Below are 21,829 nucleotides of genomic sequence, written 5' to 3' on the forward strand. Positions count from 1 at the left end.
TCTATTGCTCAACCGCTTTTTTCGGTTCCGATTCGGTGAAGCTGTCTTCAAACACGCGGCCGTTCTTCAATTTGATGATGCGGTCACATTTTTTTGCAAGTTCCAGGTCATGTGTTACCAATACAAGGGTAGTGCCTTGTTTCTCATTTAAATCAAAAATCAGATCTTCAATATGCTCTCCGGTTTCAGTATCAAGATTTCCGGTAGGTTCATCTGCAAAAAGAATCTTAGGCTGGTTAATGAATGCTCTTGCAACGGCTACACGCTGTTGCTCACCGCCTGAAAGCTGGGTAGGGTAGTGATGGGTTCGATCGCCAAGTCCAACGCTTTCCAATAGCTCCTCGGCACGCAGTCGAACTTCTTTTGTTGCATCTCCACGCAATTCAAGCGGAACCATTACGTTCTCAAGAGCGGTAAGCGTAGGAACGAGTTGAAATGTTTGGAATACAAACCCCACGTGCTTATTCCTGACATGTGCCCGTTCATCTTCATTAAGAGGATTAAGCGGGATCCCATTGAGGGAAACGGTACCTGAAGTCGGACGATCCAGGCCGGCGCATAAGCCAAGTAAGGTGGTTTTGCCACTGCCTGATGGACCAACAATGGCACAGGAGATACCTTCTTGAATGGAAAAGTTAATGTCGTCAACGACGGTTAAAATTTTTGAGCCGCTTTTAAATTCGCGATATAACTGTTTTACTTCGAGTATATTTGACACGTTTCTGATATTTTGAATGATATCGCTACAAACAACGGTTTATTGCAGAAACATTCCTTTAAAAGTTGAGAAATATTACGGAGGGTTAATTCCAATTACCAAATTCCAAAATTCTTCCTCGCTCCACACGCTCCGCGTTGGAACGAATAAACGATGTCAAAATTAAATTCTTTATGAAATCACTGTTATTCATTTTTTCATTATTTATCACATGTTCGTTGCAAGCCCAGGAGAGTAAAACCATTCTTTTTTTTGGGGATAGTATAACCGCCGGAATGGGAGTTGATCAAAACCAGGCTTTTCCGGCATTGATTCAGAAGAAGATAGATTCTCTTGGGCTGAATTATGAAGTTATTAACGGTGGTTCGAGTGGCGAAACTTCTGCCGGGGGCTTGCGCCGTATCGATTGGGTTCTGCAGCGCAATATTGATATTATGATTTTGGAACTGGGTGGCAACGATGGGCTTCGGGGCATTGACTTAAATTCAACGAAAGAAAATCTTCAGCAAATTATAGACAAGGTGGAGGCTAAGAACCCGGAGGCTAAAATTATTCTTGCCGGAATGCAGGTCCCGCCTAATTTGGGACAGGATTACACCCGCCAATTTAAAACCATCTACCCTGAATTGGCGGAGGAAAATAATCTGCCGTTAATTCCAACGATTATGGACAAGATTGGGGGAAATGAAGAGTTGATGCAAGGTGACGGGTTGCATCCCACCCCTGAGGGACATAAAGTGATTGCAGAGACGGTGTGGGAGGTATTGAAAGGGATGTTGAAGTGACAGTTTTGATCTCGTTCCCAAAAATAGTTCTGGTCGAATCATTGTTACTTCTGTGTGAAGTCCTCCCTTGAGGGTGGTGCCGGACTGAGTGGATGCGAAGTCTGGCGGAGGGTGTTTGTGACAGGGGCACTGTTGAATTGAAATGCGATGGATCTGCCGAAGGCACGCCTTTGGCGGAACGACTCCCGACTGCTCGGTAATGGACGATTTTTGGTGCCCCGGATATCACTAAAGGGTTTCTCCTCCCGGGAGGAGATAAAGAGGAGGGTCGGTGGTGCCATGGGCAATATTGCTTTTAACGATCTCCATTTCCCCAATGACTTTGATTCGGCATTGCATCAAGAGGTAGTGTCTCTGGCTCCAACACCCCTCATCCCGAAAAAATCGGGACAGGAACAGCTGACTGATTTATCCCCCACAAGGGGAGACTTTCCCTACTCAAGTTCTGTCAACGAATTTCCTGCCATCTATAAGGATGTCAATGATGTAAACCTGAAAGTTTTGGGGAGATATTGAAATAAAGGCAACTTAATAGGAAGGTATCACAGGCTGTGTCCAGGCCATTTCGTAAATAATATCTTCAATAGGGTTGGGATGGAGTTTTGAGGAAGTAATTTTAGCTCTTACAAATTGCATGTCTTTGGTAACCTCAAAGCTGGCAGATGTATTTTCAACGGTTTCAAAAACTTCAGGAGCCGCTTCTCCTTCCCGTGCTCCGATAAAAGAAATGGAGTAGGTGACATCCGGCTCGGCATCCACTTCAATGGAAAGTAGGTTATTTTCATGACTCAGCTTAGAAAGGGTTACGCCCGTGCTTGAATAAAAATCTCCGGCTTCCATCGCGGTGATGATAGATGCAGGGCTTAATGAATCGGTCCTGACCATAATCCAACCGCGGCCGGCATTGCTGAATTCCTCGCCATGGTGATGATAGTTGTGGGAGTCATCCGTAGCTAACCCGTAAATAAGGGGTTTGCCGGCTTCCAGGTAAGCAATGTTGATCAGGTCCCACATTTCTTCAGTAGAAACATGTTCTTCATCCCCGGAATTTTGAACCATGTGATGGCCATTATACACCTCGAAAAACCGCTCGCCTTCAAGGGCAGCCATTTGTTCAACTGTTATTGCGTAATAGAAATTCGGATGGTTGATATGCGGGATGATGGGCTTGCCGGTTTCTTCACGCTGTTGCAAGATCTTATCGATGTTTCGCTGAAGCACATCCACCAGGCTGTTGCCTCCCTGTGGCTCAATTTTCGATTGCACATTCGTGACGTTCATGTGCAGCGGCTTCCCTTCAAAACTGTCTGATATTTCCTCGGACTGAATGACCAGAAATTCTTCCTCTTCCTCAAACAGCGTTTTGTATTCTTCAAAGGTTTTCAGTTTTACGCGAATTCCTTCCGGTGTTTCATCATACACCACCCAATCGGAGCCATATTCTTCCAGGTAATTCCGGAAAGCTGCCTGATACACCGAGTCTTCTGAAATAAGCTTCCACTGTTCGCCTTCCGCCAGTGTGTTATGGTCAGATAATGCCACAAACTGGTACCCGTGTGATTTATACCAATCCATGATGACTTCCGGAAATTCATCCCCGTCACTCCAATAGGAATGGGTGTGGAGATTACCTTTATACCATCGCTGGTCGGGCTCGGTTTGGGTGGAGGTACAACCCATCAACAGGATTAAACCTAAAAGCGGTAATATTTTATATACATGCATAGGTTTAAAGATAGGAGTAAGAAAACATTTAAAACTCATTGTAAGGGTCTCTTTTGTATAGATAACCGAAGGCGAGGTGCAGTCCGTTTAAGCGCTGGTTATGCAGCCAAAATACTACTTCTGTGAAGGATCACTATTCCACATGTCAATGACATTCTTCCAGCTACCATCCTCATTCTTCCGCCACACCGTTACCACTTTATTATTTTCGACTACCCGGCTTCCTAAAGAATCGTTAAATGCCATTTGATTTTTTTCTATCAAATATGCCATGCTGCCATCGTTTGATATGTGAGCGCTGAGGGGTTCCCAACTAACTTCAAAACCTGGAACTTGACCGCTGGCTTCAATAAATGAGCGAATGGCTTCTTTCCCTCTGAGCGGTGGCTGATCAGGTGGCATCATTACTGCATCATCGGCCCAATAAGTCATTAAACTATCGATATTTCCTGTGGATGCTACTTCAGACCATTCACGGCTTAGTTGCATCAGTTTTTGTGTTTCTTCTTCCTTATCGAAATTTACTTCAGCACATCCCATAAACAACAACAGTAATCCCACTAATCCTGTGTAAGTCCAGTTCTTTTTCATAATTGATGGATTGATTAAAGATTATATTAGAGAAGCAAGGTAAAAAGGAGACTAAATGCAACTCCTTTGGCTGTATAACATATTATTGATGAATATTTCATCTCCCGTAAAAATATATCTTTCATCCTCAAAATCCAGTCTGAACTTTTTTAAAGGGGACTTCTTCATTGCCTTAGTAAATAACACCCTTCAACCTTTCCAATCTCCCAAATCAACCCTACCTTTTAGGCATATCTTATGCTAAATAACTATTCAATCATGTCAATGATGAAAAAAACTATACTTCTTTCCCTATTCTTGCTCTCATCTTCACTGGTAATTGCCCAGGATTCTCTTCTCAATTATCAACCCAAAGTACTTTTGGTTACAGCGCATCCCGATGATGACGCCCTGTTTTCAGCTACTATTTTTAAAACCACCAAACTACTAGGCGGCGTGGTGGATCTGGCGCTTATGACCAACGGCGAGGGCGGCTACACTTATTCAACACTTGGGAATTATGTGTATGGACTGGAACTGGATAAGGAAGAAGTGGGTCGGCAGTATCTTCCGGGAATTCGAAAAAAAGAATTGATGGCCGGCGGAGACATAGTGGGGATTCGGAATTATTTCTTTTTTGATCAGCCGGATTTTTATTATACGGAAGATGTGGAAGAAACTCTCGGAAAGTGGAATAACGACTGGGTGCATGAGCGGCTGGTGGAAATCATGGAAAAAGGGGAATATGATTTTCTATTCCTGATGCTGCCTTTTGATGAATTTCACGGTCACCACAAAGCCTCTGCCGTATTGGCGTTGAGGGCAATGAAGGAGCTCCCCAAAGAAAATCGTCCAATAGCCTTACAGGCATTTGTACGTAGAGGTGCCGATGATCCTGGTGTTTCATTCACTCAACTGGAAGGCTATCCCGATACTAAAGTGATGGATGGGAAAGTGTTTGAATTTGACCGCAATCAAACCTTTGGAGCCAATGACCGTCTGAATTATAACATCATTGCGAATTGGGTAATTGCGGAGCATAAGTCGCAGGGTACCATGCAGCTGTTGATGCAAAATGATACGGGCATCATTGAGCAATACTGGTACAATGCATTGAATGGGGAAGAAGGACTGGGGAAAACCGCTGAGTTTTTTGAGGTCGTAAATGTCGTTGAGCCGTGAATTGGTTAATGGTTATTCGTTATTGGTAAGAAACCGATTAACGAATAACCAATTCAGAGAATCCATCTGACGGATACCCCGTCTGATGGATGGTAAAGCTTCAGTGCTTAAATGCAACAATCGGTCGGACGGCCTTTGAGCCGTCCGACCGAAATAGATCAACATCACTCGATAAAGTAGCTGATGTTCACATTAGCGGTAACCGAAACCATTTGAGAAAAATCCATCATGGAGGCATCACGAGACATTGCCATCATTTCCATGCCATCAGACCGGAACGGCACGCCTATTTCATGATCGGAAAAATTGATACTTGAAACCGGCCCTAATGTTACCCCTGAAGTTTTAGCAATAAGCTCAGCCTTTTCCTTTGCAGATTCTATGGCTTTTATAAGGGCTTTTTCCTTTCCTTCGGTAATTTTGGTAGATGAAAACTTCCCGTTAAAGGAGTCAAAGTCATTTTCGATCAAGGTCACCTGTATGTCTTCATAAATAGAAAAGTCGCTAAAAGTAATGCTGACAGATTGATTTGTGATTGTGGTGTAAGAGTTTTCGGCATTTGCATTATAGCGATTGTTTTGCTGCCGCTTATTCATGCGGATGGGCTGGTAATCAATATCTTCCTCTTCAATATCAAATTCTTTGAGCAACTCGGCCAATAAGGTTTCTCGCTTTTTATGGATTTCAAATGCCTCCTGAGGACTTTCCGCCTCGGCATTTATTGTAACATTAAAGATGATCAGGTCGGCCGGAAGCAGTTGTGAAGCACTCATATTAATCGTGATTGTACGCTCTGAAACCTGTTGCTGAGCAAGAGACTGACAACTTATCCCGAAAAACATCAGGGAAGCCGCAAGGGTGATTTTTTGAATTCGTTTACCGGTTGATACCATATTCTGTTTTGATTTTTTGAATGTCTGCATAGTTTTTTCCTTGATCTGATTTAAAAATTCGGCTGCCTGAGATACCGGCCTTCTATCAACTCTCCGGTAGATCAAAATATTGCCAAGTATGAATTACGTCATTATTCCTGAATAATTTTAATTACGGTCGGCAACATCTCCTCAATCCACATGGCATACATTTTTGCAGAAGGGTGGAGTTGATCAGAAGCAAGCAGAGAATCATCATCTTCCGCTTCTTCCGATATAGGAGTAATATTCACAAAAGATATTCCGTATTCATTACTGATGTTTTTGGCAATTTTATTATAAAAGGCAATTTCTTCCCCAACAACCTCCGGATTCCGGTACTGCCCAAAAGGGGTGACCCCGTAATTAGGAATAGAAACCACAAATACTTGAGAAGTATCACCCCGGGCAAAAGCAATGGATTGATCAAGAAGTTCCCGGAATTCGGTTCGGTAAAGTTCAATATCCAATCCTTGATATTGGTTGTTCACCCCAATCAAAAGGGAGACCAGATCAAATGAACTGTCAGGAGCAGTTTCAGCGATCCCACTTTTCAGGTCGGTGGTTGTCCACCCATTGGTAGCAATTATTTTAGTTTCTTTTACGGATAAACCTTTGTCTTGCAGTGCTTCAGAAAGTTGTATGGGCCAGCTTTCAGTAGTATCAATTCCGGTTCCAATGGTATATGAATCACCGAGTGCCAGGTAAGTTACAGGCTCATTTTCGGATAAATCAGGAGGCTTAATTTCTGAGCTGCAGTTTGCAGAAAAGAAAAATAGAACGGTTATTTGAATGAGGAGAAGAGTGGAATGGTTCAATAGTTTCATTCTAAGCGGGTTTTTTTGGAATAATAATATATTGTAAGAATACTACATGGTAAGGAATGATGCAGAAATAAAAAGTATTGGAAGCGCTTGCATTTATCCCAAAAACAGACTTTTATTTGGTTTACATTTAATTTGGCCGAAATATAAGAATTTCAATGTGGCTAAAGCTGCAAATTTACAGATGGAAATAATGATGGCCGGTCTAACAATAATTAAAAGGATCAATATAATGAGTAACATGACTCAACGAGTACTTACTTTGTGTATGGTGCTAACCTTATGTTTGTGTACTTCAAACGCGTATGCATCCAATATAGAAGATGAAACTGTAATTTCAGGAATCGTTACTGATACTCAGGGTGAGCCGTTAGCAGGGGTTAACATCCGTGTTGAAGGCAGGGTAGTAGGAACTTCAACCCAACCCGACGGAACGTTCAACCTCACGGTTCAGCAAGATCCTCCGTTAACATTGATCGTTTCTATTGTAGGGTTTCGGTCGCAAAGGATTGACATCACTAATTCAGTGGTAGATGATCTTGAAATTGTATTGGAGGAAGAAACCATCTCAGGTGGCGATTTGGTGATTTCAGCTTCCCGGGTTGAAGAGAGCATTCTTAAGTCACCGGTTTCCATCGAGAAAATGGATGTACTGGATATTCAAACAGCAGCCTCTCCATCTTTTTATGATGCGATCTCAAACTTACAAGGTGTTGACTTCAGTTCTCAGAGTTTGACCTTTAAATCAATTAACACCCGCGGTTTTGGAGCTAACGGTAATACCCGGTTTGTACAGCTGATTGATGGCATTGACAATCAAGCTCCCGGGCTTAATTTTTCCGTAGGTAACATTGTGGGTATTTCGGAACTGGACCTGGAAAGCGCTGAACTGATTCCCGGTGCTGCCTCCGCTCTTTACGGACCAAATGCTTTGAACGGAATTTTGTTAATGAACAGTAAAAGTCCTTTTGAATACCAGGGGCTTTCACTGAATATTAAACAAGGCATCAACCATATTGACAGTCAGGTAGAAGATGCTTCACTTTACCAAAGTTATGATTTCAGATATGGTAACGCGGTGAACAACAAATTTGCCTACAAAGTGACGGCATCTTACCTAAGGGCACAGGATTTTGTAGCCCAGGACTATCGTGATCAAAGCGGTATTGTGGAACGTGGCGATTATCCAAGAGACGGCCGCAGGGTATTTGATGGAGTTAATATATATGGGGATGGTGTGCTGAACCTAGGTGCCATCGCAGATGGCGTAATTGCCGGAGGTGGAGCACAGGGAGCACAAATAGCAGCCATTCGCTCATTGATACCTGATGGACCGGAAGGTGATTTTTCAGCACCCGGTTTTAGGGAAGAAGAATTTGTTGACAATACGACCGAAAGTTTGAAACTGGGTACGGCTTTACATTACCGCATTAATGATAACTATGAGGTTTTAGGGCAGTATAACATTGGATTCGGTAGTACGGTATATACTGCCAACGACCGTTTTGTATTGGATGACTTCAACATCTGGACGGCAAAGCTTGAATTAAGAAATCCGAATTTCTTTTTTAGGGCCTATACTACACAGGAAGATGCAGGTGATACCTACGCGGCGAATACGGTTGCCACCCGGGTAAATCAACTGGCTTACATCACGCCATATTTTCAGACGTTTGCAGGAGCTCGTACTCAGGGTGCTACGGTAGAACAAGCTCATCAACAAGCAGATGCAGCGGCTACGGCTAATCAACAAAATTACCTGCCGGGGACTCAAGGTTTTGAAGATGAAGTAGATCGCCTAAGAGGGCTCTCAATTGCTGAAGGCGGTGCTTTATTTCTTGATAAATCAGACCTTTACCATACCGAAGGGATGTACAATCTCTCTAATGTGATAGACCCTTCTCAGGTTGAAGTTATTGTAGGTGCTAATTACCGAATGTATGATTTGAATTCTGAAGGGACTCTGTTTGCTTATGATGATGTGGCAAATCAGGAAGAATTTAACATTAACGAATGGGGCGCCTATGTACAGGCTTCCAAGAGCTTCCTTGATGACAATGTGAACCTTCAAGGTTCTCTTCGTTATGATAAGAATGAGTATTTTGACGGACAGTTTTCTCCACGTATCTCAGCAACTTTCACTGTCGCTGACGATCATAATTTCAGAGCTTCTTACCAAACAGGTTTCCGAATTCCGACAACGCAAGATCAGTTCATTAATCTTGATGTTGTAAGTCGCTTGCTGATCGGTAGTAATCAAAAACTGGTTGACCGCTACCGGTTTGAGACAAATCGTGTGTACACTGCACAAAGTGTTAGAGAGGCCCGGGAGATCGCCAACGGTGGCGGGACCGCTCAAGATGCACGTGCTGCACTGGAAATTGTAGATTTCGAAGAGTTTGATACCGAAAAAGTTGAAACCTATGAAGTGGGTTACAAAGCTTTGATATGGGATCAGCTAATGGTAGATGCGTACTACTATTACAGCTCTTACAACGATTTTATCGCGGAAATTCAGTTTATTCAGGGTGTGCCAAACGGGTTGACAGAAGATCCCGGAAGCTTTGACTCACAAAGTGAAGCAGGCCAGGATGCTATCATCAACGGTGGTGTTGTGACCCAGGAATACGGTTTTGATGTGAACGCTGACGGGACTGTAGATTCACACGGATGGGGACTTAATCTCGAGTATTCTCTTCCCAAAGGCTATACCCTTGGCGGGAATGTATCTTTCAATAAGCTGTTAGATCAGGATGCATTAATTGAGCAAGGGTTCCGAGCCAGTTACAACACTCCGGAATGGAGATATAATGTTAGCCTGGCAAATCGAAATGTATTCAATAACATTGGGTTCAATGCCACCTACCGCTGGCAGGATGCCATGCTTTGGGAGTCCTCTTTTGGATCAGCCATAGTGCCGGCTTTTGGCACACTTGATGCACAGGTCAGTTATAAACTATCTGACTATAATACCATCCTGAAATTAGGTGGCAGCAATGTATTAAATGAGCGATACACCACATCTTTTGGTAACCCGAAAATGGGTGCTATTTACTACTTTTCGCTCACATTCGATCAATTCCTGAACTAATTAAAAAAGAGATTTTATTATGAAACGCTTAAAACAATTATCAAAATTACTCTTAGTTATTGCAATTGTTTTCACCGGTTGTGAAGGTCAGGAAGAATCCCTGATCGACGACAGGCTTGAAAATAATCCCCCGCCAACCGAAACAGAGGTTAGTGGAACTCAGGGTGCTACTGATTTCACAAAGTTCATTACCATTGGAAGTTCAATTACAGCAGGGTATATGGATGGGGCCCTGTATAATTTAGGTCAGGGAAACTCCATTGCTGCACTTATGGCAGCTCAACTTGAGGTCGCCGTTGAAAGTGATGGCGATACCTTTGACGGGTTCGTGCAACCGAATATAAATTCTGAAGCAGGATATAACACGGTTGTTAGTCAGCCCGGAGGTGTAATCTTGGGTCGATTTAAATTGGATACCAATATTCCCGGGCCTTCTCCCGTAGTTAACGGTGAAGCTATAACAGCTTATACCGGTCCCGATGTTCATAATTTTGGAGTTCCGGGTATTCAAGTCGGCCAGTTATTGACCCCTGCTACCGGCGGGCCCGCAGATCCCGGTAACCCTGCTTTTAATCCTTTTTATCAACGGTTTGCAAGCAATCCCGGATCTTCCACTATCCTAGGTGATGCAATTGCATCCCAACCTTCATTTTTCTCTTTATGGATAGGGAATAATGATGTATTGGGATATGCTGCAAGCGGTGCTTCAAATCCTGCTATTCTTACTTCAAATAGTGACTTTGATACTCGTATTAACGCTACCATCGGTCAATTGATGGGGAATACTTCAGCTGATGGAATTGTAGCGAATATTCCTCCATTACTTGGAGTTGCACTATTTCAGGCCGTTCGATGGAATAACATCACACTAGACGAAGCCACGGCAACGCAATTGAATGGCGGGCTGCAGGGTGTTAATGATGCTATTCAGGCTACAGTTGATTTTCTGGGACATCCACAGGAAGATGCAGACAGAAGGTTTATAAATTACTCTGCAGGAAATAATCCCATATTGGTGATAGATGAAGAACTGGAAGATCTTGGCCCAAAATTTGACCAATTAGAAAGTGCTCAGGCAATTTCGCCGGAGCAACGTGCAGCTCTTGTACCTTATGAGCAATCTCGCCCTCTTACACAAGGTGAACTGGTATTGATAAGTGCAGGTGCTGTCTTAGGCAAAGAAGCTGACGGAGATGCATCTCAGGCAGACACTCCAATAGGAGTTGTAATTCCTTTAGGTTTTGATTTGGGAACGGGCTCCCTTTCCGGAGATCAGTATTACCTGACACTGGCGGAACAACAGGAAATCGAAATGAGTCGGGCTTCGTTTAATGCATCTATTTCAGCCGCGGTTGATAACTATTCGGATCGTTTAGCTTTATATGACACGAATGCACCTGGTGGCGTATTTCTTGATATCTTTGGGATGAGTGATGGGGTACCGGGAATTAGAGTTTCCGGTGTAGACTTACAACCGGATTTCAGCCCCAATGGTGTGCTTTCTACAGATGGCGTGCATCCAAATGCAAGAGGTAATGCCATAATTGTTAATGATATGCTCGAAACCATTGAAAATAAATTCGGCGCAGAACTTCCAAAAATTGAAGTACTTAACCTGCCAAGTGTTCAGATTTGTGCAGGAGACTGTGCGAGTCAGCAAGGTGGAAGTTGATTGTAACGAACTAATAAAACTTATAAACCCCGTATTTTAATTTAAGTACGGGGTTTTTTTATGCCATTTTCAAAAACTGATGTCAGAATGGAGTAACTTTGACATTTCGATATAGCTAAGTTGCAGATGGCATGCTATTTGCACTACTCAGTTCAAAGAAAGAAAATTGTAAAGAGTAAATTTCAGGCTAAGAAGTAAATGAGTAAAGAAAATATTTCAGAAAAGGAAATCTCAACAAATGAAGAGGTTGCCGAGGAGGTTGAGGGCAAAGAACAGGATGTTGACACCGAAGCCAAAGAGGGTGAAGAGCAATCAGATAAAGATGAGAAAGATTTGAAGATTGAAGAGCTTGAAGATGAATTAGCTTCTGCAAAAGATGGAATGTTGCGAAAAGCAGCTGAATTGGAAAATGTGCGAAAGAGAGTGCAACGGGAAAGAGTGCAACTTTTTGAAGAAGCCAAAGCGGGGGCGCTTGAAGATTTTATGCCCATTGCAGACGATCTGATTCGCACCTTAAAAGCAGCTGAAGAATCAGAAATTGAAGACAGCTTTCTTGAAGGTGTACAAATGGTGGCAGACAAATTCAAAAGTGTACTTGAGAAACATGGTGTAGTACGCATTGACGAAACCGGAGTCCCATTTGATGTCAACCTCCATGATGCCATGATGAAGCAACCCGCTCCGGATGAAGAAACCGGAAGTGATGTAGTCCTGCAGGTGTTGGAAAGCGGCTACAAAATTGGAAACAGAACTATTCGTCACGCTAAAGTAATTGTAAGCGAGTAAATAAAACTTATGTCCACTAAAAGAGATTATTACGAAATACTTGGAGTCGATAAGAACGCCTCGGAGGCCGAAATTAAAAAGGCCTATCGAAAAAAGGCGATGAAGTTTCATCCCGACCGCAACAAGGGAGATGCTGAAGCAGAAAAAAAGTTTAAGGAAGCTTCTGAAGCATATGAAGTTCTTAAAGATCCTGATAAAAAGGCACGCTATGATCAATATGGCCATGCCGGTGTAAATGGCCAGGGCGGATTTGGCGGTGGCGGAGCCGGAGTCGATTTCGACAATATGGGCTTTGAAGACATTTTTAGTCGCTTTGGGGATATTTTCGGTAGCGGATTCTTTGGAGAAGAAGCTTTTGGCGGTGGTGGAAGACGCGGCCGTTCCCGGGGAAGGCGAGAGCCCGGGCAACCCGGTTCGGATATGAAAATTCGTATGGCTCTAACGCTTGAAGAAATTGCTTTTGGGGCTGAGAAAAAGCTTAAAATTAAAAAGCAGATTAAGTGTGATGAATGTGGCGGTACCGGCGCAGAAACTAATTCAGATTTTGAAACCTGCTCTACCTGTAATGGGATGGGGGAAGTTCGCCAGGTGACACGAACGATGTTGGGACAAATGGTAAATGTACAGGCATGCCCAACATGTAATGGAGAAGGCCGCATCATCAAAAACCGGTGTAAGAAATGCAGTGGTGAAGGTCGTATAAAAGGGGAGGAAACGATAAAAGTGAATATTCCTTCCGGTGTCTCCAATGGCAATTATATTACACTAAGGGGGCAAGGTAATGCAGGGCGTCGTGGTGGCTCAGCCGGTGACCTGATTGTGCTTATTGAGGAAAAAGAGCACGAGCATTTTGATCGGGATGGAAATAATATTTACTACAATTTAACTCTTAGCATTCCCGATGCGGTACTTGGAACAGAAGTTCAGGTTCCAACTCTGAAAGGAAAAGCAAAACTAAAAATTGAACCCGGTACACAACCCGGTAAAATGCTCCGAATGCGAGGGCGTGGCATAAAAGGGCTAAACAATTCCGGTGAGGGCGATCAATATGTTCGTCTGAATGTTTATATGCCGGAGAATTTAACCGAAGCTGAAAAAGAAGCGATGGAATCGTTCAAAGACTCAGAAAATTTTGATGCGGCTAATGCAGATGGCAGTGAGAAAAATTTCTTCTCAAAAATGAAAGATATGTTTGGGTAATAAATTTGTGTGGTCGTTGTGGCAGAAATGCAAGATTCTGCGTCTCTGCCACAACATTTTTGAACCACCAAATCTATTCGGCAAATACAGCTGTACCGCTGACCGTCACCATCAACATACTTCCGTTGGCACCAATGGTCTCATAATCCAGGTCTATACCGATTACGGCATTAGCCCCAACACTATTGGCTTTCATTTCCATTTCTTCAAATGCAATCTTTCGTGCCGATTGCAATTCTTTTTCATAGGCTCCTGACCTGCCGCCAACTATATCTCTGATCCCTGCAAAAAAATCCCTGAAGATATTGGCTCCGAGAATAGCTTCTCCGGTTACTACGCCGAGATATTTTTGCACTTCTTTTCTATCTAAATGATTGGTGGTCGTCATTATCATGATAAAATCCCATGTTTATTTTAAAGTTAGATAGCGAGGGTATACTGAATTGAAGAGTAAAAGTTACTTTTAAAAATATTGGGGAAATAAAAAAGCCTTCTCCAAAAATGAAAAAGGCTTTAAAATCTTATGAAAAAAGCGAAGGCTAACGACGTCTGTCGTCATTCTTGTTATTTTCTTGGACGATCTTCACGAGGCTTGGCTTCGTTTACCTTAACAGCACGGCCGTCAATTTCTGCACCGTCAAGTTGATCAATAGCAGCTTGTGCTTCTGCATCGTTATCCATTTCAACAAATCCAAAACCTTTTGATCGGCCGGAATATTTGTCACTGATAACTTTTGCTGAGCTTACTTCTCCGTAAGCCTCAAATACTTCTCTAAGTTGGTCGTCTGTAACATCATAACTTAGGTTTCCTACATAAATGTTCATAGTATCTAAATCTGGTTAAAAATTAAAAATCGGAAAGCAAAGTGAAACCAGAACTAAAGTCTGAAAAATCGCTGTAGTCTAAGTACCATTGTCAATCCAAAAATAAAAATACGTTATTTTAGACCTATCACAAAGGATTATGGGAATTTAATTTAATGGCTGAAATGTGGTCAAATTAGTATGGTTAGCATGAAAATTCTTACGCAGATTATTGTATAATTTGAATATCAGTTAAGGTTCTTAGTTTTCTTTATGGATTCATCTGCCATCTCTTTATGATAAGTACCCAGCTTTTCATCCAGTTTCTCATCATCCATGGCTAGCATTCTCACCGCTAATAATCCGGCATTCTGTGCTTTTCCAATGGCTACGGTGGCAACGGGAATTCCGTTTGGCATTTGCACGATAGAGTAAAGGCTGTCTACTCCTCCAAGGGCTGAAGTTTTTACCGGGACACCGATAACAGGCAAAGTGGTATGGCTGGCAAGCATTCCCGGAAGATGAGCAGCTCCGCCTGCTCCGGCTATGATAATTTTAATTCCCCGGTCTCGGGCTTCTTTGCCATAATCAGCCATTAAATCAGGCGTTCGATGCGCTGAAACCACACGTTTTTCATAGGGCACCCCAAAATGTTCTAATATTTCTGTGGCTTGTTTCATGGTAGGCCAGTCGCTGTCGCTGCCCATTACCACTCCTACAATTGGCTTTGAATTACTCATTATATTTACCTGTAATTATTATAATATTGACTGCAGGAAAAGATGCGGAAATAGAAGGAGCATCACAATAGAAAAAGCTAAAGGTATATCGGGATGGCAATCAGGTATAAAATCTTTTTTGAAATCAGCAGAATCTTGATTTTTGCCACGGGGATGATAATTTCTACAAGCACATGGGTACAGGCACAAGACGATAGCCCGGCATTTAGGGAAATAGATGTCATGATTTCGTTACAAGAGAACACAAACCGGAATTACTTTCATGATTACTGGTCGCCGTCTCCCGCATTCCACGTAGAATTTAGCACTCCTTTTTATTTAGGTAGTTTTTTTATTAGCGGTGGATATACGTCATTTACCGGTACAAATGATCAAATGGACTTACCGGATTTTGATAATCTTCAAGCGTCAGTTGGGTGGGGCATGCACTTCAATATTATAAATAGAATCGAAATTGGAAGCTCATTCGGGGCCCTTTTTTCGATGATGAATTTTGAGAACGTAAGTAATGAGCAACAGGAAAGAGCCGAGAAAAGGTTTGGAAGTACCAGCCCGGAAAGTGAAATTGGGTTCAGGTATGGAGCTGATGTAAGTTATGACTTTACCCAAAATTGGGGCGTTCGATTGCAATGGACCCGGAATGTTGTGTACACAGAAACTAAAATGAAGTTAAATTATGTGGGTTTAGGCATTTATCGGACTTTTAATACGCCGGAATGGTTAAGGATGGTGTTGCGATGAGTCTTTTTGTAAGAATGTCCTCGGTATTAGTAATAGCAATGGCTATTGGCTCATCTGTTTCAGCCCAGAAAACCGTGTGGAGGGCCAATGATATCGACAAAATTGAAATACAAACGCTATACGATATCTTTTCCCTTACTTCTGACTGGTCTATTGCCACCAATGATGATGCTACCATCCAGTTTGCACGTAGCAGTTTGGCCGGGCCGGGTGGAGCTTGGTGGCCGGTTTATATAAATGGAGTTCAAATTCACCTGCAAAGCTGGAATTCTCAAAGCTTGTACTTGCTGCCGGTTTCTATTTCACAAATCGATTCAGTGGTAATAGTAGAGAAGCCCATGTTGTATGAGGGCGAATTTACTGAGAAAGGGGGTATTTTTATCTACACAAAGAACGGAAGAGAAGGTTTGCAAGCGCAAGCAAACCTGGCATTAGGTAATAAATCCGGTGATCCGGGGCCATTTGTATATACGGATTTGGCTTCCCGAAATATTGAACGCTTGGGGCCCGTAGCTGATGCTCTCATCTCTTATCGGGATAAAAAATATGGAGTACAAGCTGGTTTCAAACAGTTTGTCCATGCCGTGACCGATGCTTTGGAATTTCGCAGATTAACTCCATTTGAATTTGGAGCGGGAGATTACAGACATGAAAAAATCATAAGTACATCAGCTTTTGTGAAAGGTGATATTACTCATGAAAAATTTACTCATCGATTACAGCTGGGAGCAACTGAAACCGCCGATTTCCTTTATACGGATTTGTATGGGACTGAAATTCCCGTTGATCGAAAATGGGGGTTTTTATCCTTGGATGGAGCCGGAGAGGTCGCTGAAAACCGAACTATTGATTATGGTATCAGTTATAATGTCAACCACATCAAAGAGTATCCGAATAAAGAAAACAGATGGCTGCGATGGGAACAGCAGGTGCTCTCGGGAACAGCTTCTTATACACATAATTTTGAAAAGGGTATACAGAAAGTTGGCTTAAAGGCTGATTTATATGAGCTGGAAGACGAGTCATCATCCGGTAAAACATTAAATGGCGGGCATATTTCAGTTTACCATTTATTGAAGTACAAACTGGCAGAAAAACTAACCGGAACAACCAATCTTACCCTTGTAAATGGAAGTAATATGGCTGCTAAAGTTAATGCCGGATTGCAAACTTACTTGAATAATACACAAGTCCTTTCCTTTGAGGCCACTTATTCTCAAAGGTTACCTGAAGAGGATAACAGCCTTTGGTACTGGATGGGGGAAAAGGGTTTCGGCAGTGATACACTGGCAACTTATCAACCCGGCGAACTTCCGAAGAAATCAGTATTTATGCAGCTAAGATTAGGATGGGAGATGGAGATGTCAAACCGGGTGAGGCTGAATATTGCCACAGCTTACAGCCGCAGTATAGATGAATATATTTTTGATTACGAATTGGAATCAAACGGGCAAAGAATTCAAACCGGTGCGTTTAATTTTATTCCCAATTTACAGTCGTCTTTTATAACCGTACCGGTTAAAATAAATATGCATCTTACTCCCTCCATACGCCAAACTTTAAGCTATACCATGACCCGTCAACTGTCAGGCGAGGAAGCTTTATTTGATATGATACCGCAACATCGGGTTACCATGAACCTGAATTTTAAGCCTGTTGATTCTTTTAAATTATGGACCCGCATTCAGGCACAATCAAAATCAAGATGGGCATTAGCAGAGCAAATAGATGGGATGGAAGTAAGAATTAATCCCCTTCAAACGGAAATATATGAAGCCGAATCAGCTCCGCGATTGCAATGGGATATGGGTATTAAAAAATACTTTTGGCAACAGCGTTTCGCATTTAGCCTGGATATGCAGAATATCACTAATCAAAAATTCAGAGTTCATCCTATAAGCCACAAACATGCTTTTACGGTATTTTTAGGAATGCATTTGAGCTTGGATTAAGTACCTAAGAGCTGAGAAAATTTAGAGTTTTAAATTTCAATATTCCGGGTTACATGCAAGGCATTTTTATAAGTTTCTTCCAGGTTTTCCCCGAGTAAAGTATAATGGGCCATTTTTCGTCCCGGTTTACTCTCAATTTTGCCGTATACGTGTAGATGGCCATTTTCTGATGCAAGGCCTTCCTGAATATTGTCCGGCTTAGCAGGGCGCTTGTGAGTGCCTAATAAGTTAATCATGGCTACTGCAGGCTTGTTTAACTCAGTTGAACCCAATGGAAGTCCTAAAACAGCCCGAACATGATTTTCGAACTGGGATGCGACAGTGCCTTCTATAGTGTAATGCCCTGAATTATGCGGGCGAGGAGCCGATTCATTTAAGAGAAGTTTACCATCTTTAGTCAAGAAAAACTCAAAGGCAAAAATTCCTTTGCCATTAATGGCTTCGGTAGCTTTGACCGCAAGTTCTTGGGCTTGTTTCTGATATTTTTCCTGAACCGGTGCGGGAGATAGAACCGCAACACAAATATGATTTTTCTGTACCGTTTCACAGCAAGGATAAACCACGGTTCCGCTTTCATTACGGGCAACCTGAACAGCCAATTCTTTTGTGAAATCCACAAAAGCTTCAGCAACTATGTCTCTTCCATCATTACCCCCCAGCTTTTCAAAGGCTTTTTTTGCTGATTTTAAATCACGAACGGTTTCATTTCCGTAACCGTCATATCCGCCTTTAGAAGATTTTAACAAATAAGGCCACCCATATTCATCCCCAAAAGTCTTTAAGTCAGACTCCCCGTCAATAAGTTTATAAGGTGTAACCGGAATTCCGGCGGCTTCAAAAGTTTGTTTTTCAATGAGCTTATTTTCAATCAGCGCAAAGCTCTCCGGTGAAGGATAAATTGGAGTACCGCTTTTCTCTTGAACCTGCTTCAGAATATCCGAACTGATAAATTCATTTTCCAGAGTGATAACGTCACAATCTTTGGCAAATGCCACCATGTCATCCACAGACTCAAAAGAGCCGGAAGTTGAAAAAGGTGTCATAAACTGAACGGGTTCATTTTCTGGGCGGTCTGAGAAAACGGCTACTTGTATTCCAAATCGAAACGCTTGAAGGGCGCTCATACGGGCAAGTTGTCCGGCTCCTAGAAAGCCGATCTTAAGATTTGAGGGAAGTGAAGTGCTGGGCATGGAATTTTTTGTTTTTAAGGTAAGGATTTTGAGCTATGATTTTAAAATATGGCTTACAAATTTTGAGGAATGAAAGATTTGATTACTTCTATCAATACAGTGTTGAATTGCTTAATTTCGAAACCATAAAAATTCAGCCTTACACATGGATATAGAAGAAAAGCTAAAGCAGATAAAATCCCGGTTTGAAGAAGTAAATGCAGCTATGAGCGACCCTGCTGTATTTGATGATCCGGAAAAATATACTGAGTTGACCAAAGAGCGCAGCGATTTAGAAGAACTCGTTGAGGACTATGATACCTGGAAAGATCTCAAAGACCGGCAAGAAGGAAACAAAGAACTCATTGAGATGAATGAGGATGCCGAGATTACAGAGATGGCACGTGACGAGAATAAGGAAATCAAAGAGGAATTGGCTGAATTAGAAGAAGCCATCAAAATGAAGCTGATTCCCAAAGATCCGGAAGATTCCAAAAATGCCATTGTGGAAGTCAGAGCCGGAACGGGAGGAGATGAGGCAGCGATATTTGCCGGTGATTTATTTGAGATGTATCGTCGTTATGCAGATAAGATGGGATGGAAAATGAGCATCATGAGTATTAATCATTCTGAGAAGGGTGGATATAAAGAAATTGTGTTTTCGCTGGAAGGGAATGAAGTTTTTGGAAAGATGAAGTATGAAAGTGGCGTACATCGGGTGCAGCGCGTTCCTGATACCGAAAGTCAGGGCCGGGTTCATACCTCAGCTGCAACAGTAGCTGTACTCCCTGAAGTAGAAGATGTAGATATTGATATTAATCCGTCTGATATACGTGTGGATACATTCCGGGCGAGTGGGGCAGGAGGACAGCACGTTAACAAAACGGATTCTGCCATCCGTCTGACTCACGAGCCAACCGGTATTGTAGTAGAATGCCAGGAAGAGCGTTCTCAGCATCAGAATAAAGAGAAAGCTATGACCATGCTTCGGGCTAAGATGTACGACATAGAGCTGGAGCAGAAGCAGAAAGAGAGGGCTGCTGAACGAAAAAGCCAGGTTTCAACCGGTGACCGTTCCGCAAAGATTCGTACCTATAATTTCCCTCAGGGCCGGTTCACCGATCATCGCATCAATCTTACACTCTATGATCTGGATAATATCATGAAAGGCGGGATCGATGAAGCTATTGAAGCACTTCGGGTTCAGGATAATCTCGAAAAACTGAACGCCTTAGCTGAGCAATAAAGCATATAAAAAAAGCCCGATTCAGTTAAGAAACGAGCTTTGAAGATAAACTTCTTAATTAATTAATTAAGTTTTATGCAATAGGGGCAGCGGCTAATAATTCTTCACTCGCCTCATCTTCAAACTGCTTGAAATTGTCTAGAAACATTTGAGCCAGCTTTTTGGCTTTAGCGTCATAGGCATCATTATCAGCCCAGGTTGAACGAGGGATAAGCACATCAGAAGGCACACCATCAACTGAGGTAGGAACCTGAACTCCAAACACAGGGTCTTTTATATACTCCACATCGTTGAGATTACCGGCAATGGCTTCTGCCAACATACGTCTTGTATGAGGTAGTTTCATGCGATGGCCGGTTCCATATTCGCCGCCGGTCCATCCGGTATTTACCAACCAAACTTTGGAACCGTGTTTGCGGATTTTTTCAGCTAATAATTCAGCATAAACAGTAGGATGTAATGGCATAAAAGGAGCTCCAAAACAAGCTGAGAACGTGGCTTGTGGCTCAGTTACTCCACGCTCTGTTCCCGCAACTTTAGCAGTGTATCCACTTATGAAATGATACATTGCCTGCTCCGGTGTAAGTCTGGAAATAGGAGGGAGTACGCCAAAAGCATCGGCTGTTAAAAAGATAATATTTTCAGGATGTCCGCCTTTCCCGGTTTCGCTGGCATTTGGAATGTAGTCCAGGGGATAGGAGCAACGGGTATTTTGAGTGAGGCTCACGTCATCAAAGTCCGGTTCGCGATTTTCATCTAAAACAACATTTTCCAGGATGGTACCCGGCATTTTTGTCGTAGCGTAAATCAAGGGTTCGTTCTTTTCGGAAAGATTGATGGTTTTAGCATAGCAGCCACCTTCAAAATTGAAGGTTCCCTCATCGCTCCAGCCGTGTTCGTCATCACCGATTAATGTTTTATCAGGATCGGCCGAAAGCGTTGTTTTCCCTGTTCCTGATAAACCAAAAAATACGGCAGTTTTACCATTTTCGTCATGATTAGCAGAGCAGTGCATGGCCATGACTCCTTTTTTGGGAAGGAGATAATTCATTACTGAGAAAATACCTTTTTTTACTTCACCTGAATACAGAGTACCACCAATGATGATAAGTTTCTTTTCAAAATTACAAAGTATAAAGGTACTGGTGCGGGTTCCGTCTTCCTCAGGGTTGGCATGCAAATGTGGCGCTGCCATGACGGTAAATTCAGGCTCATGGTTTTTAAGTTCTTCTTCTGAAGGACGGATAAACATGTTATGAGAAAACAATCCATGGTAAGCTGCTTCACTGACAACCCGAACATTCAGGCGATTTTTCTCATCGGCTCCACAAAAAAGGTCTTTAACAAATAAATCTTTATCCTTTAGATAATTAACAGTCTTTTCATATAACTTGTCAAAAATCTCTTCGGAAATGGGTTGGTTGATTTCACCCCAGTCGATATCATCGTGAATGGAGGGTTGGTCAACAATATATTTATCCTGAGGAGAACGTCCGGTATATTTCCCGGTCAGTACTCTTAAAGCATGATCCTTAGTGAGGATGGCTTCGCCGCGGATAATTGCCTGTTCATATAATTCAGCCGGTGAAAGATTCCAAAATACATTTTCGTTTTCGTTTAGACCCAGATAATCGAGTCCTGTTTTACTTTTTGGATGCGACTTATAATCTACGCTCATGCTGTATTTTTTGTTGTTTTTTTAAGGAGTGAGGA

The 21,829-nt window shown here is 42.4% G+C and carries 20 protein-coding genes; 10 read left to right on the forward strand and 10 right to left on the reverse strand.

The features are described 5' to 3' along the window. Position 1 precedes the first annotated feature (1 nt). On the reverse strand, positions 2 to 718 hold the full coding sequence (locus tag HUJ22_RS01280; protein WP_290872568.1) for an ABC transporter ATP-binding protein: 717 nt from the start codon (positions 716 to 718) through the stop codon (positions 2 to 4). Between the two features lie 173 nt (positions 719 to 891). Here HUJ22_RS01280 and HUJ22_RS01285 point away from each other — a divergent pair, with 173 nt between their 5' ends. After that, positions 892 to 1,503: an arylesterase gene (locus HUJ22_RS01285; protein WP_290872571.1), complete on the forward strand. Its 612-nt coding sequence runs from the start codon at positions 892 to 894 to the stop codon at positions 1,501 to 1,503. Positions 1,504 to 1,650: 147 nt separating this feature from the next. Beyond that, positions 1,651 to 2,019, forward strand: a complete 369-nt coding sequence (locus HUJ22_RS01290; RefSeq protein ID WP_290872575.1) for a hypothetical protein — start codon at positions 1,651 to 1,653, stop codon at positions 2,017 to 2,019. Positions 2,020 to 2,031: 12 nt separating this feature from the next. On the opposite strand, the gene HUJ22_RS01295 is transcribed toward HUJ22_RS01290, so the two are convergent. After that, positions 2,032 to 3,228, reverse strand: a complete 1,197-nt coding sequence (locus HUJ22_RS01295) for a hypothetical protein (RefSeq protein WP_290872577.1) — start codon at positions 3,226 to 3,228, stop codon at positions 2,032 to 2,034. Between the two features lie 114 nt (positions 3,229 to 3,342). Continuing rightward, positions 3,343 to 3,819 carry a nuclear transport factor 2 family protein gene (locus HUJ22_RS01300; RefSeq protein WP_290872580.1) on the reverse strand — a complete coding sequence of 159 codons (477 nt, stop codon included), beginning with the start codon at positions 3,817 to 3,819 and terminating at the stop codon, positions 3,343 to 3,345. A 264-nt stretch (positions 3,820 to 4,083) separates the two neighbouring features. Here HUJ22_RS01300 and HUJ22_RS01305 point away from each other — a divergent pair, with 264 nt between their 5' ends. Further along, a complete protein-coding gene (locus HUJ22_RS01305; protein ID WP_290872583.1) occupies positions 4,084 to 4,980 on the forward strand; it encodes a PIG-L family deacetylase in 897 nt (298 codons plus the stop codon). Between the two features lie 164 nt (positions 4,981 to 5,144). On the opposite strand, the gene HUJ22_RS01310 is transcribed toward HUJ22_RS01305, so the two are convergent. Continuing rightward, positions 5,145 to 5,903 carry an SIMPL domain-containing protein gene (locus tag HUJ22_RS01310; RefSeq protein WP_290872586.1) on the reverse strand — a complete coding sequence of 253 codons (759 nt, stop codon included), beginning with the start codon at positions 5,901 to 5,903 and terminating at the stop codon, positions 5,145 to 5,147. Positions 5,904 to 6,004: 101 nt separating this feature from the next. After that, the gene (locus HUJ22_RS01315; RefSeq protein ID WP_290872589.1) at positions 6,005 to 6,718 is read right to left on the reverse strand and encodes an SGNH/GDSL hydrolase family protein; all 714 of its coding nucleotides are present in this window, start codon (positions 6,716 to 6,718) and stop codon (positions 6,005 to 6,007) included. Positions 6,719 to 6,947: 229 nt separating this feature from the next. On the opposite strand from HUJ22_RS01315, the gene HUJ22_RS01320 reads away from it, so the two are divergent. From HUJ22_RS01320 to dnaJ, 4 genes are all read left to right on the forward strand, one after another. Beyond that, positions 6,948 to 9,806, forward strand: a complete 2,859-nt coding sequence (locus tag HUJ22_RS01320; RefSeq protein WP_290872591.1) for a TonB-dependent receptor — start codon at positions 6,948 to 6,950, stop codon at positions 9,804 to 9,806. A gap of 19 nt (positions 9,807 to 9,825) precedes the next feature. After that, on the forward strand, positions 9,826 to 11,478 hold the full coding sequence (locus HUJ22_RS01325) for a hypothetical protein (protein ID WP_290872594.1): 1,653 nt from the start codon (positions 9,826 to 9,828) through the stop codon (positions 11,476 to 11,478). Between the two features lie 198 nt (positions 11,479 to 11,676). Further along, positions 11,677 to 12,264, forward strand: coding sequence for a nucleotide exchange factor GrpE (gene grpE / locus HUJ22_RS01330; protein ID WP_290872597.1), 588 nt, complete (start codon positions 11,677 to 11,679; stop codon positions 12,262 to 12,264). A 9-nt stretch (positions 12,265 to 12,273) separates the two neighbouring features. Then, entirely contained in the window at positions 12,274 to 13,464 is a 1,191-nt protein-coding gene (dnaJ, locus tag HUJ22_RS01335) for a molecular chaperone DnaJ (RefSeq protein ID WP_290872600.1), read from the forward strand. A 73-nt stretch (positions 13,465 to 13,537) separates the two neighbouring features. Here dnaJ and HUJ22_RS01340 read toward each other — a convergent pair whose 3' ends face one another. The 3 genes from HUJ22_RS01340 to purE form a co-directional block, all read right to left on the reverse strand. Further along, entirely contained in the window at positions 13,538 to 13,858 is a 321-nt protein-coding gene (locus HUJ22_RS01340) for a heavy metal-binding domain-containing protein (protein ID WP_290872628.1), read from the reverse strand. Positions 13,859 to 14,028: 170 nt separating this feature from the next. Next, the gene (locus HUJ22_RS01345) at positions 14,029 to 14,289 is read right to left on the reverse strand and encodes an RNA-binding protein (protein WP_290872631.1); all 261 of its coding nucleotides are present in this window, start codon (positions 14,287 to 14,289) and stop codon (positions 14,029 to 14,031) included. A 227-nt stretch (positions 14,290 to 14,516) separates the two neighbouring features. Then, positions 14,517 to 15,008, reverse strand: a complete 492-nt coding sequence (gene purE / locus HUJ22_RS01350) for a 5-(carboxyamino)imidazole ribonucleotide mutase (protein WP_290872634.1) — start codon at positions 15,006 to 15,008, stop codon at positions 14,517 to 14,519. Positions 15,009 to 15,101: 93 nt separating this feature from the next. On the opposite strand from purE, the gene HUJ22_RS01355 reads away from it, so the two are divergent. Beyond that, positions 15,102 to 15,749 (forward strand): outer membrane beta-barrel protein, encoded by a 648-nt coding sequence (locus tag HUJ22_RS01355; RefSeq protein ID WP_290872636.1) that lies wholly within the window; start codon positions 15,102 to 15,104, stop codon positions 15,747 to 15,749. A 14-nt stretch (positions 15,750 to 15,763) separates the two neighbouring features. Beyond that, the gene (locus HUJ22_RS01360) at positions 15,764 to 17,701 is read left to right on the forward strand and encodes a hypothetical protein (RefSeq protein WP_290872639.1); all 1,938 of its coding nucleotides are present in this window, start codon (positions 15,764 to 15,766) and stop codon (positions 17,699 to 17,701) included. Positions 17,702 to 17,730: 29 nt separating this feature from the next. Here HUJ22_RS01360 and HUJ22_RS01365 read toward each other — a convergent pair whose 3' ends face one another. Next, complete coding sequence (locus HUJ22_RS01365) at positions 17,731 to 18,891, reverse strand: 5-(carboxyamino)imidazole ribonucleotide synthase (protein ID WP_290872642.1); 1,161 nt, start codon at positions 18,889 to 18,891, stop codon at positions 17,731 to 17,733. 151 nt (positions 18,892 to 19,042) lie between these two features. On the opposite strand from HUJ22_RS01365, the gene prfA reads away from it, so the two are divergent. After that, complete coding sequence (gene prfA, locus HUJ22_RS01370; protein ID WP_366870992.1) at positions 19,043 to 20,116, forward strand: peptide chain release factor 1; 1,074 nt, start codon at positions 19,043 to 19,045, stop codon at positions 20,114 to 20,116. A gap of 73 nt (positions 20,117 to 20,189) precedes the next feature. On the opposite strand, the gene HUJ22_RS01375 is transcribed toward prfA, so the two are convergent. Continuing rightward, a complete protein-coding gene (locus HUJ22_RS01375) occupies positions 20,190 to 21,794 on the reverse strand; it encodes a phosphoenolpyruvate carboxykinase (RefSeq protein WP_290872648.1) in 1,605 nt (534 codons plus the stop codon). Between the last annotated feature and the right edge of the window lie 35 nt (positions 21,795 to 21,829).

Source organism: Gracilimonas sp. (assembly GCF_014762685.1).
Classification (GTDB): domain Bacteria; phylum Bacteroidota; class Rhodothermia; order Balneolales; family Balneolaceae; genus Gracilimonas.

Bases quoted from the DNA above. Each gene is read 5' to 3' on its own strand.
- HUJ22_RS01310 (WP_290872586.1), bottom strand. From the start codon at position 5,903: ATGCAGACATTCAAAAAATCAAAACAGAATATGGTATCAACCGGTAAA.
- HUJ22_RS01300 (WP_290872580.1), bottom strand. From the start codon at position 3,819: ATGAAAAAGAACTGGACTTACACAGGATTAGTGGGATTACTGTTGTTG.
- HUJ22_RS01305 (WP_290872583.1), top strand. From the start codon at position 4,084: ATGATGAAAAAAACTATACTTCTTTCCCTATTCTTGCTCTCATCTTCA.
- HUJ22_RS01325 (WP_290872594.1), top strand. From the start codon at position 9,826: ATGAAACGCTTAAAACAATTATCAAAATTACTCTTAGTTATTGCAATT.
- HUJ22_RS01315 (WP_290872589.1), bottom strand. From the start codon at position 6,718: ATGAAACTATTGAACCATTCCACTCTTCTCCTCATTCAAATAACCGTT.
- HUJ22_RS01355 (WP_290872636.1), top strand. From the start codon at position 15,102: ATGGCAATCAGGTATAAAATCTTTTTTGAAATCAGCAGAATCTTGATT.
- HUJ22_RS01375 (WP_290872648.1), bottom strand. From the start codon at position 21,794: ATGAGCGTAGATTATAAGTCGCATCCAAAAAGTAAAACAGGACTCGAT.
- HUJ22_RS01365 (WP_290872642.1), bottom strand. From the start codon at position 18,891: ATGCCCAGCACTTCACTTCCCTCAAATCTTAAGATCGGCTTTCTAGGA.
- HUJ22_RS01360 (WP_290872639.1), top strand. From the start codon at position 15,764: ATGTCCTCGGTATTAGTAATAGCAATGGCTATTGGCTCATCTGTTTCA.
- HUJ22_RS01345 (WP_290872631.1), bottom strand. From the start codon at position 14,289: ATGAACATTTATGTAGGAAACCTAAGTTATGATGTTACAGACGACCAA.
- HUJ22_RS01295 (WP_290872577.1), bottom strand. From the start codon at position 3,228: ATGCATGTATATAAAATATTACCGCTTTTAGGTTTAATCCTGTTGATG.
- HUJ22_RS01340 (WP_290872628.1), bottom strand. From the start codon at position 13,858: ATGATAATGACGACCACCAATCATTTAGATAGAAAAGAAGTGCAAAAA.
- HUJ22_RS01285 (WP_290872571.1), top strand. From the start codon at position 892: ATGAAATCACTGTTATTCATTTTTTCATTATTTATCACATGTTCGTTG.
- purE (WP_290872634.1), bottom strand. From the start codon at position 15,008: ATGAGTAATTCAAAGCCAATTGTAGGAGTGGTAATGGGCAGCGACAGC.
- HUJ22_RS01320 (WP_290872591.1), top strand. From the start codon at position 6,948: ATGAGTAACATGACTCAACGAGTACTTACTTTGTGTATGGTGCTAACC.
- dnaJ (WP_290872600.1), top strand. From the start codon at position 12,274: ATGTCCACTAAAAGAGATTATTACGAAATACTTGGAGTCGATAAGAAC.
- HUJ22_RS01290 (WP_290872575.1), top strand. From the start codon at position 1,651: ATGGATCTGCCGAAGGCACGCCTTTGGCGGAACGACTCCCGACTGCTC.
- grpE (WP_290872597.1), top strand. From the start codon at position 11,677: ATGAGTAAAGAAAATATTTCAGAAAAGGAAATCTCAACAAATGAAGAG.